Genomic DNA, 15,561 nt, shown 5'->3' on the forward strand with positions numbered 1-15,561 from the left:
AAAAGAGGTGCTTTTCTTTGCAGATTAAAAATCAACTTTTAGACTTAAAACCCTATCAACCAGGAAAACCAATTGAAGAAGTAAAAAAAGAATATAAGCTGACGAAAATCGTCAAGCTAGCTTCAAATGAAAATCCTTATGGCAGTTCACCTTTAGTAAAGCTTGCCATTCAACAAGAGCTAGAACAGCTTGCACTTTATCCCGATGGATACAGCGCTACGCTCCGTGACAAGCTTGCCAAACATTTAAATGTAGCAGAAAATGAATTGATTATTGGAAACGGGTCAGATGAAATTATTCAAATAATTTGTCGCGCTTTACTAAATAATCAAAGTAATACGGTTATGGCTACACCTACCTTCTCACAATATCGTCATAATGCTGTTATTGAAGGTGCTGAAATTCGTGAAGTTCCTTTAATTAATGGAAATCATGATTTAATAGGAATGTTGCATCAAATTGATGAAAACACAAAAATCGTTTGGGTATGTTCACCAAACAATCCTACCGGGACTTATGTTGACAGGAACTCATTGTTAAGATTTTTAGAAAAAGTACCAACTAGTGTATTAGTAGTTGTAGATGAAGCTTATTATGAATACGTAACAGCAGAGGATTTTCCACAAACCATTTCACTTATAAATAACTATCCTAATTTAATGATTTTACGTACCTTCTCAAAAGCATATGGGCTTGCATCATTACGGGTGGGATTTGGAATTGGTAACGCTGAATTCATAAAAAATATTGAGCCTGCTCGAGCACCGTTTAATACAAATCGGTTTGCACAAGCTGCGGCCGTCGCTGCGATTGAAGATCAGGATTTTATTGAAAAGTGCTTACAACTTAACATAAAAGGATTGCAACAGTTTTATCACTTTTGTGAAGAATGTAAACTTTCCTATTATCCTTCAGAAGCCAACTTTATTTTAATAGATTTTAAACGTGACTCCGATGAAGTCTTTCAAGCTTTATTAGAAAAAGGGTATATCGTTCGTTCTGGAAATGCCTTAGGGTTTCCGACACATTTACGAATCACAATCGGTACTGAACAACAAAATCAAGAGATCATTGAACGATTAAAAGAGTTTATCCATTAAATGTAGAGAGGTGATTTACCAAAAAATCACCTCTTTGTTTTAGCCTGTTACATATAGAGCACCTATAAAAGGATGATAGCAATGGTGAAAAAAATCTACATAATAGGACTGGGGTTAATTGGTGGATCCATCGCATTATCAATTAAACAGAATGACCCAACGATAGACATCCTAGGGTTTGACATAAATCATGACCAAGCAGCTATGGCTAAAAAGATTGGTGCGATTGATGATGTATCACAAACACTATTCCCTAATCTAGAAAATATTGATGTTATATTCATTTCAACTCCGGTTGAACAAACACTGAAAATTATTAGTCAATTAAATGAAGTACGCTTAAAAAAAGGAGTTATTGTAACAGATGTCGGAAGTACGAAGGGGAAAATTGTCGAGTACGCCGAAAAACACTTAAACCACTCAATTGTTTTTGTTGGTGGACACCCGATGGCTGGTTCCCATAAATCTGGTATTCTGGCTGCGAAATCTCATTTATTTGAGAATGCATTTTATATTCTAACAGCGTCGAAGCTAGCAACATCAGAGCATGTTCACACAATCATCCAAGTGCTAAAAGGTACAAAAGCAAATTTTATTGAAATGACACCTAGTGAGCATGATCAAATAACAGGAGTTATTAGTCATTTTCCACATATTGTAGCGGCAAGCCTTGTGTTTCAGGCTGAAAAATATGAAGAACAATTTCCGCTCGTTAAGCGACTCGCTGCCGGTGGCTTTCGTGACATTACCCGAATTGCTTCAAGTAGTCCAGCGATGTGGAGAGATATATTGCTTCATAATAAACAGCCACTATTACAACTGTTTGAAGAATGGATTTCAGAAATGAATCGAGTTAAGCAATTTGTGGCCGATGAAGAAGCGGAAGAGTTATTTACCTATTTTAATCATGCAAAATCTTATCGTGATGGATTACCTGAAAAACAAAAGGGAGCAATCCCGGCTTTTTATGATTTGTTCGTAGATGTTCCTGATTACCCAGGGGTTATTTCCGAAGTTACAGGTTATTTGGCAATGGAAGAGATTTCATTAACAAATATCCGGATCATTGAGACAAGAGAAGAAATTTATGGTGTTTTAAGGCTTGGTTTTCAGACGGAGCAGGACCGAGAAAATGCGATTCAATGTATTGGTAAATACTCAAATTATGAAACATTTATCATTTAATTTAAAATCCCAGTTGCAAAGGTGGTAGAATATGAGCGCAAGCAAGCTTTTACATAGAGTAAATCGGTTAAAAGGTGAACTAAATATACCAGGTGACAAGTCCATTTCTCATCGTGCAGTCATGTTTGGATCAATTGCAGAAGGTGTAACTGAAATTGAACATTTCTTAATGGGCGCTGATTGCTTAAGTACGGTGTCTTGCTTTCAAAAAATGGGTGTTAAAATAGAGGTTACTGATGAAAAAGTAATTGTGCATGGGAAGGGCTATCAAGGATTAAAAGAACCACAGGAAATTTTAGATGTGGGGAACTCTGGTACAACTACTAGACTTATGCTTGGAATATTAGCAGGTACACCTTTTCATTCCTGTGTAATAGGTGATGAGTCAATTGCAAAACGACCAATGTCTAGGGTGACCAATCCTCTAAGAAGAATGGGGGCGCACATCGAAGGTAGGGAAGACGGAAATTTCACCCCTCTTGCGATACGCGGTGGTCATTTGAAAGCAATCGAATATACCTCACCTGTAGCGAGTGCCCAGGTGAAATCTGCTATTTTATTAGCAGGATTGCAATCAAATAGTGAACTTACAACTGTAATAGAGCCTCATAAGTCAAGAGATCACACGGAACGAATGTTACGAGCCTTTGGTGTAGAAGTTAACGAGGATGAAACCACTGCGTCTATTCGCGGAGGTCAAACATTGGTTGGAACATCAATCTTTGTGCCTGGTGATATTTCTTCAGCTGCCTTTTTCCTTGTAGCAGGCGCGATTGTCCCTAATAGTCAAATTACTTTGAATAAAGTTGGTGTGAACCCAACGCGAACAGGGATTATTGAAGTTTTAAATAGAATGGGTGCAAACATTTCAATTAACGAACAACCAGGGAATGCATTCGAGCCTATCGCTCAAATCAAAGTTGAAACTTCAAGATTAAAAGGAATAACAATAGAAGGAGATCTTATTCCAAAATTAATTGATGAAATTCCTGTTATCGCCTTATTAGCAACACAAGCTGAAGGGGACACAATCATTAAAGATGCTCATGAATTAAAAGTAAAAGAAACCAATCGGATTGACACAGTTGTTACCGAGCTAAAAAAGCTAGGAGCGATTATTGAACCAACCGATGATGGTATGATCATAAAAGGAAAAACACCATTAAAAGGTGGAGTAGCTGTTTCGAGTCATGGAGATCACCGAATCGGAATGATGCTAGGAGTTGCCTCATGTATAACGGAAGAACCGATCGATCTTCAAGATGCAGAAGCAATTTCAGTTTCGTACCCAAATTTCTTTTCAGATCTTAACTCCTTATCAAAAAACGTCTGATTTTTTCAGACGTTTTTTTAGTAATAGATCATAATACCCCCGTTTCTTTCATAGCTTGTCTTATGCCTAATGTTTTTATGGAGGGGGAGAGCATGTCATATATTATCGATCGTACCAATGTGTTAAAGCAAAGTGGATTCGAAAAAACTTCGTTGTTAATTAAGGAAAATCGTATTGAGTTTATCCAACCTTCGATGGAAAGATTTAAATTTATGAAAATGGATATGAGTTCTTATTTACTATCACCAGGTTTTGTAATGATTGATTTCTCTTTAAACTCTTCATTTAATTTTTCAACATTTAAAGGCTATATGATTGAAAAATTAATGAGCAAAGGCTGCACAACCGTTATAACAGTAGTCCCAGTTGATGATGAGAAAGAGTTAAGCAGTAAACTTAAAAAACGAAGGCAATTGATGATTAATTCTTCAATCGATTATTATTTAGGTGTGAGAATTCCTCTTAAAGCATTAACCCCATCATTGATTAGAGCCTGTAAGCGTCAAAAGATCTCATTAATTTTCGTCGAGTATGATAATGAGTTGGAATTATCAACTCTCGCATGGGGGTGGATTCGAGATGCAATGTTTTCTACACCGGTAACTCTCGCTCCCATTTGGTCAGGCCGGGACGCTAGCCTTTATCGAAAAGGCAAACAAAATGTAATCTGGAAAAAAATAATGAATAGTAATAAAATTTCAGCCATATTAGACACTTTAAAAGAGCATCAGCCCATTCAAAAAGAAAAATTAATGAAAATTGGGATATACCCTGAAAAGGGAGAAATTCGCATTGGAGGACAGGTTGATTATAACGTATACGATTATCAACAAATATGCTCCAAAGTTGAACAAAAGCCATTTGTCGATTATGATAATCATATCCCAATGATTACAGTTCACAAAGGTGAACTAATAAAAGTGCAGTCTACCTTCCATTTTAAACCAGGATTTGGTCATGAATGTCTCGTACCAATATCAGGACGATTTATTTCTGAACCAGACAGTCATTCCAAAGCATTTTAATAGTAAATGAATATAAAAAAACAGAGTTCTAAGTAAGAAAGGGACCAATATGTTGAATGAAGTAATGAATGAAGCGATAACTCTAGTAAATAACGGAGAAACAGAAAAGGGTCTTGATTTACTTGGACAAATTCAGCCAACTTTACATGACGAAGAAAAATACATGCTTGCGGATCACTATTTTGGGTGGGGCATGGTTGATAAAGCTGAAGAAATCATAGAAGAACTCCATTTTCTTTATCCAGAAGAAACACATATTAGCTTATTCTTAGCAGAGATCTATTTAGATCTTGATAAAGAAGAAGAGGCCATTACCCTTTTAAATACAGTAGAGCCTTTTGACGAGGACTACCCACAAGCACTTTTATTATTAGCAGATCTTTACCAAATGCAAGGTTTACCTGAGGTTAGTGAGCAAAAACTCAAAGAAGCCAAAATCTTGTTGCCTGAGGAATCAATTATCGATTTTGCGCTTGGTGAACTCTATTTTCACCAAGCAAAGTATCAAAAAGCCATTACATTCTTCGAATCAGTGATGAAAAATCGCTCTACTGTTTCTGGAATACACATTGGTCAAAGGTTAGCGGAGTGTTTGAGTGTAACAGGATCATTTGAGGAAGCAATGACCTATTACCAGCAAGCAGTTGATGAACAAACAGATCTAAACACATTATTTGGCTATGGCGTCACAGCATATCAAGGTGGCTTTTATGTAACAGCCATAAAACAACTAACTGATTTAAAAGATCTTGATCCACATTTTACCTCACTTTATTTGTATTTGGCAAAATCTTACGAGCAAGAAGGATTGCTTAAAGAAAGTCTTGATACAGTTAGAGAAGGTATTAAGGTAGATGAGTTTAATAAAGAGTTATATCTTTATGGAGGCAAAACAGCCATTAAAAACGGCTTAAAAGATGAAGCAGAGCAGTTTTTAAGAGAGTCTGTCGCACTTGACCCGGGGCATGTAGAGGCAGCTCTTACATTAACAAACTTATTTTTACAAGAGGAAAGATACGATGATGTAATCGATGTTATTTCGGAAATAATGAAGTATGGTGAGGAAGACCCAGGCTTTCATTGGAATTTAGCACGAGCTTATCATCAAAAAGAACAATATACACAGGCATTAAACCATTATCAACTTGCATATAATTTCTTCAAGGATGGGCGAGACTTCTTAGAAGAGTATGGATACTTCCTAATGGAAGACGGTCAAAGAAAAGATGCGAAGGAAGTTTTTGAAAGACTGAACACATTAGACCCATCAAATGTCGAAATCAGTGAGATTTTGCTGCAATTAGAAGATGAGTTTTAAATAGAAAGAGAAGGATTTTAACTTTTTAATGTAGAATTTAAAGAGTATGAATTTACGTACACTTTTTCTTAAAGTTTCTATTTTCTGATACGAATAAAAAGCAGAGGAGGGAAAGGTATGGCGGCGGCCCCTGTTTCTGTCCACGAAAAGAAAGACTTTATTAGGTGGTTTTTAAACCATTATCAGTTAAAGAGAAGAGAATGCGTTTGGATTTTAAATTATTTAATGAGTCATGATTCACTTATGGAAAAAGTGCACTTTGTGGAGCAAGCGCAATATTGTCCAAGGGGAATTATTATGTCCACTCATTGTGTTGAAGAAGTGCCTTTCCGATTTTATAAAGAAAATATCATGACTACAGATGCCGAAAAATCATTTCACGACATTCGTTTAAACAAAGATGAAGAATTATTTATCCAACTCAACTTTAGATCAGCCTATCAATCACCTCAATATGCAGCTGTCTTGGAATCTAATCCCTTCATGCCTAAACATTTAAACGCAAATGAAAAAGATCGGGTCATAGTAGAAAAGATTCTAGAACACTCCATTCAGTCGTACCAAAAAGAAAAAATATTAAAGCTTATCGACGAAGCACTAGACCGCCAAGATAAAGAATCATTTCAACTGTTAACTAACCAATTAAATAGCTTGAAATGCGAACAAAGTACCTAAAGCTTTCATTACAAACAACAAAAACGATTGTGGGTAAATAGCCATAGTCGTTTTTTTGTCGTTTAAATTTCTTAGTGTAGCAATGTACTGCTTCTATTGAAGAAAGATGATGAGGCTTAATAATTATGAGAATTGATAACTCAACATAAGCTACACTCTTTTGTAATCTCTACGCCTAAAAATTTAACAAACAACCAAATTTCTTTTATAATAAAACGAGTCCTAAAAGGTAAAGGGAGTGTTTTTTTTGAAGTGGACAACAAGTGATGTGGATCTTTATACACAGTCTAAGGAATATGTAGATACAGCAGTAGTGCCCCTCGTGCCGATTGTTGTTGATAGTAGTCTAAAACAAGTTGTGTCAAAGGGTGAGTTTGTTACATTGTTAGCAAATGAATTAGAAAGGCAACTAAAAGGTAGAATATATTTACTTCCATCTCTTTCCTACTTGGCCAAGTCAGAGGCGCTTTTTAGTGAATTACAAGAATGGAAACAAGAATTACTAACGCAGTTTAAGCATGTCCTTTTCATTACGAGTGATGAGAAGCTGAGGGAGTTAGATGGAGATCTAAAAGGAAATATTATATGGCTGCCAACAGTTCCACTAGAACATATGGACGATCACCTGAAGAAGAAGCTTTTACAAGATCATGTGGAACAAATATTGAACATTTTATTACAATCTTGGAACAAATCATAAAAACCCTTTCATTTCACTTAAACTAACCCAGGATTTTATTGACCTTGTTTAAAGATTGATATATCATGAATATGTCCTAGTTTTATATATCATTTCCGTCTGTCCAAAAGGACAGAAGTTTAAGATAGAGGGGGGAAAATGATGAGCGAGAAAAAACATCGGGTTTCTAGACGTCAATTCTTAAACTACACGCTTACAGGTGTAGGCGGTTTCATGGCAGCAGGTATGATGATGCCAATGGTTCGCTTCGCACTTGACCCTGTGCTTCGCCCTGCAGAAGAGCAAGATTTAGTGCAGGTTGTTAAAGTTGAAGAGATCACGAATGAACCACAACGTTTTGACTTTAAAATCAAACAAGTTGATGCTTGGTATGAATCCGAAGAAACAAGATCAGCTTGGGTTTACAAAGATGGCGAAAAGATAGTTGCTTTGTCACCTATCTGTAAACATTTAGGTTGTACGGTTAACTGGAACAGTGATCCTGCAAACCCTAATAAATTCTTCTGTCCGTGTCACTATGGTTTATATGAGAAGAATGGGAAAAACGTACCTGGAACACCTCCTTTAGCTCCGCTTGACGTATATGATCATGCAGTTAAAGACAGTTATTTATTCTTAGGTAAAGCAAAACCACGAAAGGAGGCGTAATACGTGTTAAATAAAATTTATGACTGGGTTGACGAACGGTTAGATATTACGCCGATGTGGCGAGATATTGCTGACCATGAAGTTCCTGAACACGTAAACCCTGCACACCACTTTTCTGCCTTTGTTTATTGCTTTGGTGGATTAACATTTTTCGTAACAGTTATTCAAGTTCTATCAGGAATGTTTTTAACAATGTATTATGTTCCTGATATAAAAAATGCTTGGGAGTCTGTGTACTACTTGCAAAACGAAGTAGCATTCGGACAAATTGTTCGAGGAATGCATCATTGGGGAGCAAGCCTAGTTATCGTAATGTTGTTCCTACATACGTTACGCGTTTTCTTCCAGGGTGCGTACAAAAAACCACGTGAGTTAAACTGGATTGTTGGAGTACTTATTTTCTTCGTAATGCTTGGTCTGGGTTTCACTGGTTATTTATTACCTTGGGATATGAAAGCATTATTTGCAACAAAAGTAGGTTTACAAATTGCTGAAGCTACACCATTGATTGGTACTCAAGTGAAAACGTTGCTTGCTGGTCATCCAGAGATCGTCGGTGCACAGACTCTTACTCGTTTCTTTGCAATCCACGTCTTCTTCTTACCTGCTGCATTGTTTGGATTAATGGCAGCTCACTTTATTATGATTCGTAAACAAGGTATTTCAGGACCTCTATAAGAGTCATAAGTAGTATTCTTGCACTACATTTATAGTTAATATGGATATCGGAAACCACCTTACAAAGGAGGGGAAATCATGCATCGCGGAAAAGGTATGAAATTTGTTGGTGACTCTCGTGTTCCTGCAGAGAGAAAGCCAAACATTCCGAAAGATTATTCGGAGTTTCCTGGTAAAACAGAAGCATTCTGGCCAAACTTCTTATTAAAAGAATGGTTAGTAGGGGCAGTATTCCTAATTGGATACTTATGTTTGACTGTCGCTCATCCATCGCCGCTAGAGCGTGTCGCTGACCCTACTGATACTGGATATATTCCACTACCAGACTGGTACTTCTTGTTTTTATACCAATTATTAAAATACACATATGCAGCCGGTCCTTACACGGTGATTGGTGCATTTATTATGCCAGGTCTAGCATTTGGTGCTCTTTTATTAGCTCCATTTTTAGATCGTGGACCAGAACGTCGTCCAGCGAAACGTCCTGTTGCTGTTGGAATGATGTTACTAGGTGTTGCAGCGACAATTTTCCTAACTTGGGAATCCGTTGTTTCTCATGACTGGGAAGCAGCTGCAGAACAAGGGAAAATTCAAGTTGAAGCAGAAATTGATACAGAATCTGATGCTTATAAAGTCTATCAAGAGCAAGGATGTATTTCTTGTCATGGTGATACTTTAGCAGGTGGAGCAGCTGGTCCATCTTTAGTTGATACTGGACTAAAGCCCGAGGATATTGCTAAAATTGCTAAAGAAGGTCAAGGAAACATGCCAGCAGGCGTATTTAAAGGTACAGATGAAGAGCTTAAAGCTCTTTCAGAATTCATTTCAACAACGACTGCAAAATAAAAAGCTGACTGCTGTCAGCTTTTTTTTTCGACCTTTGCTCATACTCTTATTCCAACAATTAGCAAGGCGTCATAATATTGATAATAAATAAATATAGATTCGAGCTGAGATATGATGAAATGGATACTCTACATATTAGGAAATCGTGCTTTGTTAACAATTCTTTTTCTTGCAAATCTTTTCGGAACAATATACGGTTACATATGGTATTTGCCTCAGCTGCGTGATACTCCTCCCCATTTTTTAATTTTTATACCTGATAGTCCTACTGCAAGTCTGTTTTTTACAATTGCAATTGGTGCATTACTTTTCAGAAAAAACCTACCAATTATTGAAGCGCTCGCAATCGTGACATTGTTTAAATATGGGGTGTGGGCGGTTGTCATGAATTTACTTGTTTTAAATGTAAATGGTCATTTACCTTGGCAAGGATATATGCTAATTGCATCCCATTCGGCAATGGCCATTCAAGGCATACTATATGCTCCGTATTTCCGTTTCAAAGCATGGCATTTAATTGTTGCAGCTGTATGGACGCTACATAACGATGTGATTGACTATGTATTTGATATGATGCCGAGATATAGCTCATTAATGAATAGTATTGAACAAATAGGTTATTTTACATTCTGGTTAAGCATGTTGTCTCTATTTCTAGGTTATTATTTTGTTGTTAGAAAAAACGCCACTAAATTATCATACCCTGACGAAAGACTTAGCTGAAATTTACTAAGTCTTTTTTATGTATAAATTGGTCTAACCTTGTCCAACTCTTCATAAATTTTAATAGACGTTTTAGGAGGGACAAGAATAAAAAAAGGAATTCTTGCAGTAATTACAATACTGTTTTTATTTACAGCTATTCCACTAGTTGTTGCAGAAGAAACATATGACTGGAAATCGCTCAACAATATTTCAGATACGGCTTTACAATTAGCAAAACAAGAAAGATTTAGTGAGGCTGCACAGTTACTAAACTATTTCGCGACGGAATTTGAGCAAATACCTCTTGATAGAGAGGCGCTATCACTTGATCATTTAAGGACAATTACCTCAACACATCAACGCGCACTAGAAGTACTCGGTAACGATGGGCTTTCAACTGATGAGAAGGTTCGCACACTTACTCAATTCCGATTAGTGGTTGATGCGATGGTGTCTGAACATCAACCTTTATGGGGCTCATTGGAAACGTCAATCATGGCAACATTTTCACAATTAAAAAGTAATCTTGCAAGTGGAAATCAGCAATCTTTCAACAATGAATGGAATCGTTTTTTGACTCTATATGATATGATTTATCCTAGTATTCAAGTTGATTCAGATTCTACTCATGTGAAGAGAATTGATGCACACATTTCGGTTGTCGAAGACAGTTTTTTTGAGCAAGTATCTGAAACGACAAAGGTTAAGCAATTAACACTAATGGAAGAAGAATTAAGGGATTTGTTTGATCGAGTAAAAGAGGATGATGCAGATCCATCACTATTGTGGGTGATGATTTCAACGGGAAGCGTTATTTTTTTATCACTTAGTTACGCTGGATGGAGATTATATAGAGGTGAAAAAGAAAAAGAAATTCAAAGAGATAGAGAGAAGTGAAAAACGCCTTTTGGGCGTTTTTAACGTTCAATCGGTTTTTTATTTGCATCTAGAGTAAAACCTTCACCTAGTACATCATGAACGTCACTAACAGCTACAAACGCATGTGGATCAACCGCTGTGATGACGTTTTTTAAGCGGACAATTTCATTTTTCGCAACCACACAATACAATACATTTCGTTCTTGCTTTGTGAAGGATCCTTGTCCTTTTAAAATCGTTACTCCACGGTCCATGTCCTGCATAATTTTAGCTGAAATTTGTTCATTATGCTCAGAGATGATGGTTGCACCCTTTGCAGCATAAGCACCTTCTTGCATGAAATCGATCACTTTTGCTCCTACAAAGACGGCAACAAGCGTATACATCGCTTCTCGATAGTCTAAGTAAAAAATAAGTGAAAGAGTAATTACACCTAAGTCAAATAGAAACATTGTTTTTCCCATACTCCAGCCAAATTTGCGCTGTGAGAGACGAGCGATGATATCAACCCCACCCGTTGTCCCACCATAACGAAAGATAATTCCAAGACCAACCCCGATAAATACACCAGCAAAAAGTGCAGCTAATGTTAAATCTTCATAAAGTGGAATATTAATTTGATAGCGCTGAAAAATCCATAAAAATAAGGAAAGACTAAAAGTTCCGATTATGGTATAAAGAAAAGAAGTTCGTCCTAAAATACGCCACCCAATAAAGAACAATGGAATATTTAAAATTAAGTTTGAGATGGCAGGGTCGAAATCAAATAAAAAGTATAATAGCAGTGTAATTCCAGTAAAACCACCCTCGGCTAAATTATTTTGCATATTAAAGTGGACAAGTCCAAACGCAAATATGGCTGAGCCAAGAAGAATAAATAATGTGTTTTTAAGTTTTAAACCACTAAGCAAACAAACACCTCCCAAGAATAGCATAGCGTAAATAGTATAGATGAAGAAAAAAAAGTAAGCAAATTTTGTTTGATTTCATACTGTAATATTTGTCAAACACCAATCAATTAGCTAACATTAATAAGAATAGATAAAGAGGGTGTTAAAATGGAAGGTAAATCAATGAAAGAACTACAAATAGAAGTAGATACGTACATAGGACAATTTAAAGAAGGTTATTTCAGTCCACTTGCAATGCTTGCTAGGTTGACAGAAGAAGTGGGTGAACTTGCAAGAGAAATTAATCACTATCATGGAGAAAAGCAGAAAAAGGCTACGGAAACAGATAAAGAAATAGAAGAGGAGCTAGGCGATGTTCTATTTGTGTTACTCTGTCTAGCTAACTCATTAGAAATAGACTTAGAAAAATCTCATGAAATAGTCATGAGTAAATTTAAAACAAGAGATCGTGATCGTTGGACGAAAATTGAGGAATAGAGGGGAATTCAAATGAATAAAATTAAAATTGTCATATCAGGACCTAGAGGGAGAATGGGGCGCGAAGCTGTAAAGTTAGTTGAAGAAACAGAGGAATACGAGCTTGTCGCAGTTGTTGATCATAAATATGAGGGAATGCTTTTAAACGAGTTAGATGGCTTTAACGCCAGTGTTCCTATTTATACAGATATTGAAAAATGCTTTTTTGAGAAAAGTCCAGATGTGTTAATTGACCTAACTACTCCAGAAATCGGAAAATTACATACAAAATTAGCACTTAAAAATGGAGTAAGACCTGTTGTAGGAACAACTGGCTTTTCACAAGCAGATTTACAAGAGATTGAAAGACTGACTGATGAAAAAGGAATTGGCGCAATTATCGCACCGAATTTTGCATTAGGAGCCATCCTAATGATGAAATTTTCAAAAATGGCAGCTACTTATTTTCAGGACGTGGAAATCATTGAGTTGCATCATGATCAAAAGCTGGATGCGCCATCTGGTACTGGTTTAAAAACAGCAGAATTAATTGCAAGTGTTCGCGATGAGAAACAACAAGGACACCCGGAGGAAAAAGAAACCTTATCTGGGGCCCGTGGAGCAAATTACCAGGGAATTCATGTTCACAGTGTGCGCTTACCAGGATTGATTGCACACCAAGAAGTATTATTTGGCGGTGATGGGCAAACGTTAACCATTCGTCATGATTCATACAACAGAGCTTCGTTTATGTCAGGTGTAAAGCTGGCCGTTGATTCTGTTATGAAATTAAATGTTTTAGTGTACGGCTTAGAAAATATTTTGGAGTAAAGGAGAATGGTTAATGAATATTGCATTAATTGCCCATGATAACAAAAAAAATGATCTGGTTCAATTTGTCACAGCATATAAAAGCACACTCGAAGATCATACTCTTTTTGCTACTGGAACAACAGGGTTACGAATTCAAGAAGCAACAAAATTAAACATTCATCGTTTTCAATCAGGACCGCTTGGTGGGGATCAACAGATTGGGGCAATGATTGCTGAAAATCAAATGGATATGATTATTTTCTTTAGAGATCCATTAACCGCACAACCACATGAACCTGATGTCACAGCCCTTGTACGGCTATGTGATGTTTATGCGATACCGCTCGCAACGAACATGGGAACAGCAGAAATTTTAATTCATGGATTAGAACGTGGTGATTTAAAATGGAGAACGATCATTCATGAAAAACAAGGCAAAGAAAATGGCGAGTAGTCAACTGGATATTTTAGCATTTGGTGCCCACCCAGATGATGTTGAGATCGGCATGGGTGGAACACTTGCTAAATATAGTCAAGAAGGCTACATGGTGGGTATATGTGACCTAACTAAAGCAGAACTGTCCTCAAATGGTACGGTATCCCTACGTCAACAAGAAGCTAAAGCAGCAGGCGAAATATTAGGCATCTCTATTCGTATTCAATTGACTTTACCTGACAGGGGACTTTATTTACTTGATGAATACATTCGTAAGCTGGTAACTGTGATAAGAAAGCAAAAACCTCAGATTGTTTTTGCTCCGTTTAACGAAGATCGTCATCCGGATCATGCTAATTGCGCAAAGCTAGTCGAAGAAGCAGTGTTTTCTGCGGCTGTAAAAAACTATATCGATGAGGAAAATCAACCTGCACATAGAATTAAGTCACTACACTTTTATATGATAAATGGGTTCCATAAACCTGATTTTGTACTAGATATTTCAGAAACCATGTCATTGAAACTAAATAGCTTAAAAGCATATTCAAGTCAATTTGAGACTTTTTTAGATACGGTTGAAACCCCTTTAACAAATGGGTATATTGAAACAATTGTTAGTAGGGAAAGACTTTTTGGTATAGATGCTGGGGTTACATACGCGGAAGGGTTTAGAACGAAAAAACCGATTCTATTAACAAAGGATTTAATAGGTGAACAGAATGAAAAAGCTTAAAATAGGGATAACTTGCTATCCTTCTGTCGGTGGTTCGGGAGTCATTGCGACGGAGCTTGGAAAACTACTTGCTGAAAAGGGACATGAAATTCACTTTATCACATCAAGCTTGCCTTTTCGACTAAATAAAGTGTATTGCAATATTACCTTTCATGAAGTTGAAGTGAATCAGTACTCTGTATTCAAATATCCTCCTTATGATTTGGCACTGGCTAGCAAAATGGCCGAAGTAGCAAAACGAGAAGAACTAGATTTATTACATGTTCATTATGCGATTCCCCATGCAATTTGTGCCTACTTAGCAAAGCAAATGGTAGGAGGGGATTTGAAGATTGTCACTACGCTGCATGGAACTGATATTACTGTCCTCGGCTATGATCAATCCCTGTCTGAAATGATTCGCTTTGGAATAGAGTCCTCAGATAAAGTTACCGCTGTTTCGAATTCTCTCGTCCGGCAAACCTATGATTTACTTAGTCCTAATAAAGAAATCGACACAGTATATAATTTTATTGACGAACGGATCTATTACAAAAAAGAGACTAGCTCCTTAAAAAGAGAATACGGAATACAAGAAGATGAAAAAATCTTAATACATGTATCAAATTTTAGAAAAGTGAAGCGTGTTGAAGATGTAATCTATTCTTTTCACCAAATACAAAAACAAATTCCTGTAAAGCTGTTACTTGTTGGTGACGGACCTGAAATGACGGCAGTTTCAAGACTAGTAAAACAATTAGGGTTAAATAATCATGTTCTTTTTCTCGGAAAGCAGGATAACATCGAGGAATTGTATTCAATTAGCGACCTGAAACTACTACTATCTGAAAAGGAAAGCTTCGGGCTCGTCCTTTTAGAGGCAATGGCATGTGGAGTTCCATGTATTGGAACAAATACTGGCGGAATTCCGGAAGTTATTGAAGATGGGAAAAATGGATATTTATGTGAGGTAGGCGATATTGAATCAATATCTGCAAAGGGAATTGAAATTCTATCAAACCATGAACTGCATAAAACAATGTCGGAAAATGCCATCCTAACAGCGAAACAGACCTTCCATTCGGAGAAAATTGTTTCACAATATGAAGCCTTGTATTACGATTTACTAAAATAAGGAGCC

18 protein-coding genes are annotated in these 15,561 nt (G+C 36.7%); 17 read left to right on the top strand and 1 reads right to left on the bottom strand.

Annotation, left to right across the window (positions count from 1 at the left end; translation table 11 throughout):
• Positions 1–17: 17 nt before the first annotated feature.
• The 12 genes from hisC (at position 18) to ypjB (ending at position 11,110) form a co-directional block, all read left to right on the top strand.
• Complete coding sequence (gene hisC, locus ACFFIX_RS09120) at positions 18–1,100, top strand: histidinol-phosphate transaminase (RefSeq protein WP_378932825.1); 1,083 nt, start codon at positions 18–20, stop codon at positions 1,098–1,100.
• An 81-nt stretch (positions 1,101–1,181) separates the two neighbouring features.
• Complete coding sequence (locus ACFFIX_RS09125; protein ID WP_378932828.1) at positions 1,182–2,285, top strand: prephenate dehydrogenase; 1,104 nt, start codon at positions 1,182–1,184, stop codon at positions 2,283–2,285.
• A gap of 31 nt (positions 2,286–2,316) precedes the next feature.
• Positions 2,317–3,618 carry a 3-phosphoshikimate 1-carboxyvinyltransferase gene (aroA, locus tag ACFFIX_RS09130; protein ID WP_378932832.1) on the top strand — a complete coding sequence of 434 codons (1,302 nt, stop codon included), beginning with the start codon at positions 2,317–2,319 and terminating at the stop codon, positions 3,616–3,618.
• Between the two features lie 92 nt (positions 3,619–3,710).
• On the top strand, positions 3,711–4,643 hold the full coding sequence (locus ACFFIX_RS09135) for a hypothetical protein (RefSeq protein ID WP_378932835.1): 933 nt from the start codon (positions 3,711–3,713) through the stop codon (positions 4,641–4,643).
• A gap of 52 nt (positions 4,644–4,695) precedes the next feature.
• A complete protein-coding gene (locus ACFFIX_RS09140; RefSeq protein WP_378932838.1) occupies positions 4,696–5,961 on the top strand; it encodes a tetratricopeptide repeat protein in 1,266 nt (421 codons plus the stop codon).
• Positions 5,962–6,078: 117 nt separating this feature from the next.
• Complete coding sequence (locus tag ACFFIX_RS09145; RefSeq protein WP_378932841.1) at positions 6,079–6,636, top strand: ReoY family proteolytic degradation factor; 558 nt, start codon at positions 6,079–6,081, stop codon at positions 6,634–6,636.
• 247 nt (positions 6,637–6,883) lie between these two features.
• Complete coding sequence (locus ACFFIX_RS09150) at positions 6,884–7,336, top strand: YpiF family protein (RefSeq protein WP_378932843.1); 453 nt, start codon at positions 6,884–6,886, stop codon at positions 7,334–7,336.
• Positions 7,337–7,477: 141 nt separating this feature from the next.
• Entirely contained in the window at positions 7,478–7,984 is a 507-nt protein-coding gene (locus ACFFIX_RS09155) for a QcrA and Rieske domain-containing protein (protein ID WP_378932845.1), read from the top strand.
• A gap of 3 nt (positions 7,985–7,987) precedes the next feature.
• Complete coding sequence (qcrB, locus tag ACFFIX_RS09160) at positions 7,988–8,662, top strand: menaquinol-cytochrome c reductase cytochrome b subunit (protein WP_378932848.1); 675 nt, start codon at positions 7,988–7,990, stop codon at positions 8,660–8,662.
• Positions 8,663–8,740: 78 nt separating this feature from the next.
• On the top strand, positions 8,741–9,508 hold the full coding sequence (locus ACFFIX_RS09165) for a menaquinol-cytochrome c reductase cytochrome b/c subunit (protein ID WP_378932851.1): 768 nt from the start codon (positions 8,741–8,743) through the stop codon (positions 9,506–9,508).
• A 114-nt stretch (positions 9,509–9,622) separates the two neighbouring features.
• Positions 9,623–10,231 (top strand): lipoprotein heptaprenylglyceryl N-acetyltransferase LhaT, encoded by a 609-nt coding sequence (lhaT, locus tag ACFFIX_RS09170; protein ID WP_378933091.1) that lies wholly within the window; start codon positions 9,623–9,625, stop codon positions 10,229–10,231.
• Between the two features lie 138 nt (positions 10,232–10,369).
• Positions 10,370–11,110: a sporulation protein YpjB gene (ypjB, locus tag ACFFIX_RS09175; protein ID WP_378933094.1), complete on the top strand. Its 741-nt coding sequence runs from the start codon at positions 10,370–10,372 to the stop codon at positions 11,108–11,110.
• 20 nt (positions 11,111–11,130) lie between these two features.
• On the opposite strand, the gene ACFFIX_RS09180 is transcribed toward ypjB, so the two are convergent.
• Positions 11,131–12,003, bottom strand: coding sequence for a YitT family protein (locus tag ACFFIX_RS09180; RefSeq protein ID WP_378932852.1), 873 nt, complete (start codon positions 12,001–12,003; stop codon positions 11,131–11,133).
• Between the two features lie 147 nt (positions 12,004–12,150).
• Between ACFFIX_RS09180 and ACFFIX_RS09185 the strand changes: the two genes are divergently transcribed.
• The 5 genes from ACFFIX_RS09185 to bshA are packed head-to-tail and all read left to right on the top strand — an operon-like array spanning position 12,151 to position 15,555.
• The gene (locus ACFFIX_RS09185; protein WP_378932854.1) at positions 12,151–12,480 is read left to right on the top strand and encodes a nucleotide pyrophosphohydrolase; all 330 of its coding nucleotides are present in this window, start codon (positions 12,151–12,153) and stop codon (positions 12,478–12,480) included.
• A gap of 6 nt (positions 12,481–12,486) precedes the next feature.
• Positions 12,487–13,290 (top strand): 4-hydroxy-tetrahydrodipicolinate reductase, encoded by an 804-nt coding sequence (dapB, locus tag ACFFIX_RS09190; RefSeq protein WP_378933098.1) that lies wholly within the window; start codon positions 12,487–12,489, stop codon positions 13,288–13,290.
• A gap of 13 nt (positions 13,291–13,303) precedes the next feature.
• Positions 13,304–13,726, top strand: a complete 423-nt coding sequence (locus tag ACFFIX_RS09195; RefSeq protein ID WP_378932856.1) for a methylglyoxal synthase — start codon at positions 13,304–13,306, stop codon at positions 13,724–13,726.
• Positions 13,716–14,441 (top strand): bacillithiol biosynthesis deacetylase BshB1, encoded by a 726-nt coding sequence (gene bshB1, locus ACFFIX_RS09200; protein ID WP_378933101.1) that lies wholly within the window; start codon positions 13,716–13,718, stop codon positions 14,439–14,441. The genes ACFFIX_RS09195 and bshB1 overlap by 11 nt, the downstream gene beginning before the upstream one ends.
• A complete protein-coding gene (bshA, locus tag ACFFIX_RS09205; protein ID WP_378932858.1) occupies positions 14,428–15,555 on the top strand; it encodes an N-acetyl-alpha-D-glucosaminyl L-malate synthase BshA in 1,128 nt (375 codons plus the stop codon). The genes bshB1 and bshA overlap by 14 nt, the downstream gene beginning before the upstream one ends.
• The last annotated feature ends 6 nt before the right edge of the window (positions 15,556–15,561 follow it).

The organism is Metabacillus herbersteinensis (assembly GCF_042433335.1).
GTDB lineage: Bacteria > Bacillota > Bacilli > Bacillales > Bacillaceae > Metabacillus > Metabacillus herbersteinensis.

What these genes read in the sequence shown, in the direction of transcription:
- ACFFIX_RS09145 (WP_378932841.1), top strand. Translation starts at nt 6,079, where the DNA reads ATGGCGGCGGCCCCTGTTTCTGTCCACGAAAAGAAAGACTTTATTAGG.
- bshA (WP_378932858.1), top strand. Translation starts at nt 14,428, where the DNA reads ATGAAAAAGCTTAAAATAGGGATAACTTGCTATCCTTCTGTCGGTGGT.
- bshB1 (WP_378933101.1), top strand. Translation starts at nt 13,716, where the DNA reads ATGGCGAGTAGTCAACTGGATATTTTAGCATTTGGTGCCCACCCAGAT.
- ACFFIX_RS09185 (WP_378932854.1), top strand. Translation starts at nt 12,151, where the DNA reads ATGGAAGGTAAATCAATGAAAGAACTACAAATAGAAGTAGATACGTAC.
- ACFFIX_RS09135 (WP_378932835.1), top strand. Translation starts at nt 3,711, where the DNA reads ATGTCATATATTATCGATCGTACCAATGTGTTAAAGCAAAGTGGATTC.
- lhaT (WP_378933091.1), top strand. Translation starts at nt 9,623, where the DNA reads ATGAAATGGATACTCTACATATTAGGAAATCGTGCTTTGTTAACAATT.
- ACFFIX_RS09195 (WP_378932856.1), top strand. Translation starts at nt 13,304, where the DNA reads ATGAATATTGCATTAATTGCCCATGATAACAAAAAAAATGATCTGGTT.
- aroA (WP_378932832.1), top strand. Translation starts at nt 2,317, where the DNA reads ATGAGCGCAAGCAAGCTTTTACATAGAGTAAATCGGTTAAAAGGTGAA.
- ACFFIX_RS09125 (WP_378932828.1), top strand. Translation starts at nt 1,182, where the DNA reads ATGGTGAAAAAAATCTACATAATAGGACTGGGGTTAATTGGTGGATCC.
- ACFFIX_RS09155 (WP_378932845.1), top strand. Translation starts at nt 7,478, where the DNA reads ATGAGCGAGAAAAAACATCGGGTTTCTAGACGTCAATTCTTAAACTAC.
- ACFFIX_RS09165 (WP_378932851.1), top strand. Translation starts at nt 8,741, where the DNA reads ATGCATCGCGGAAAAGGTATGAAATTTGTTGGTGACTCTCGTGTTCCT.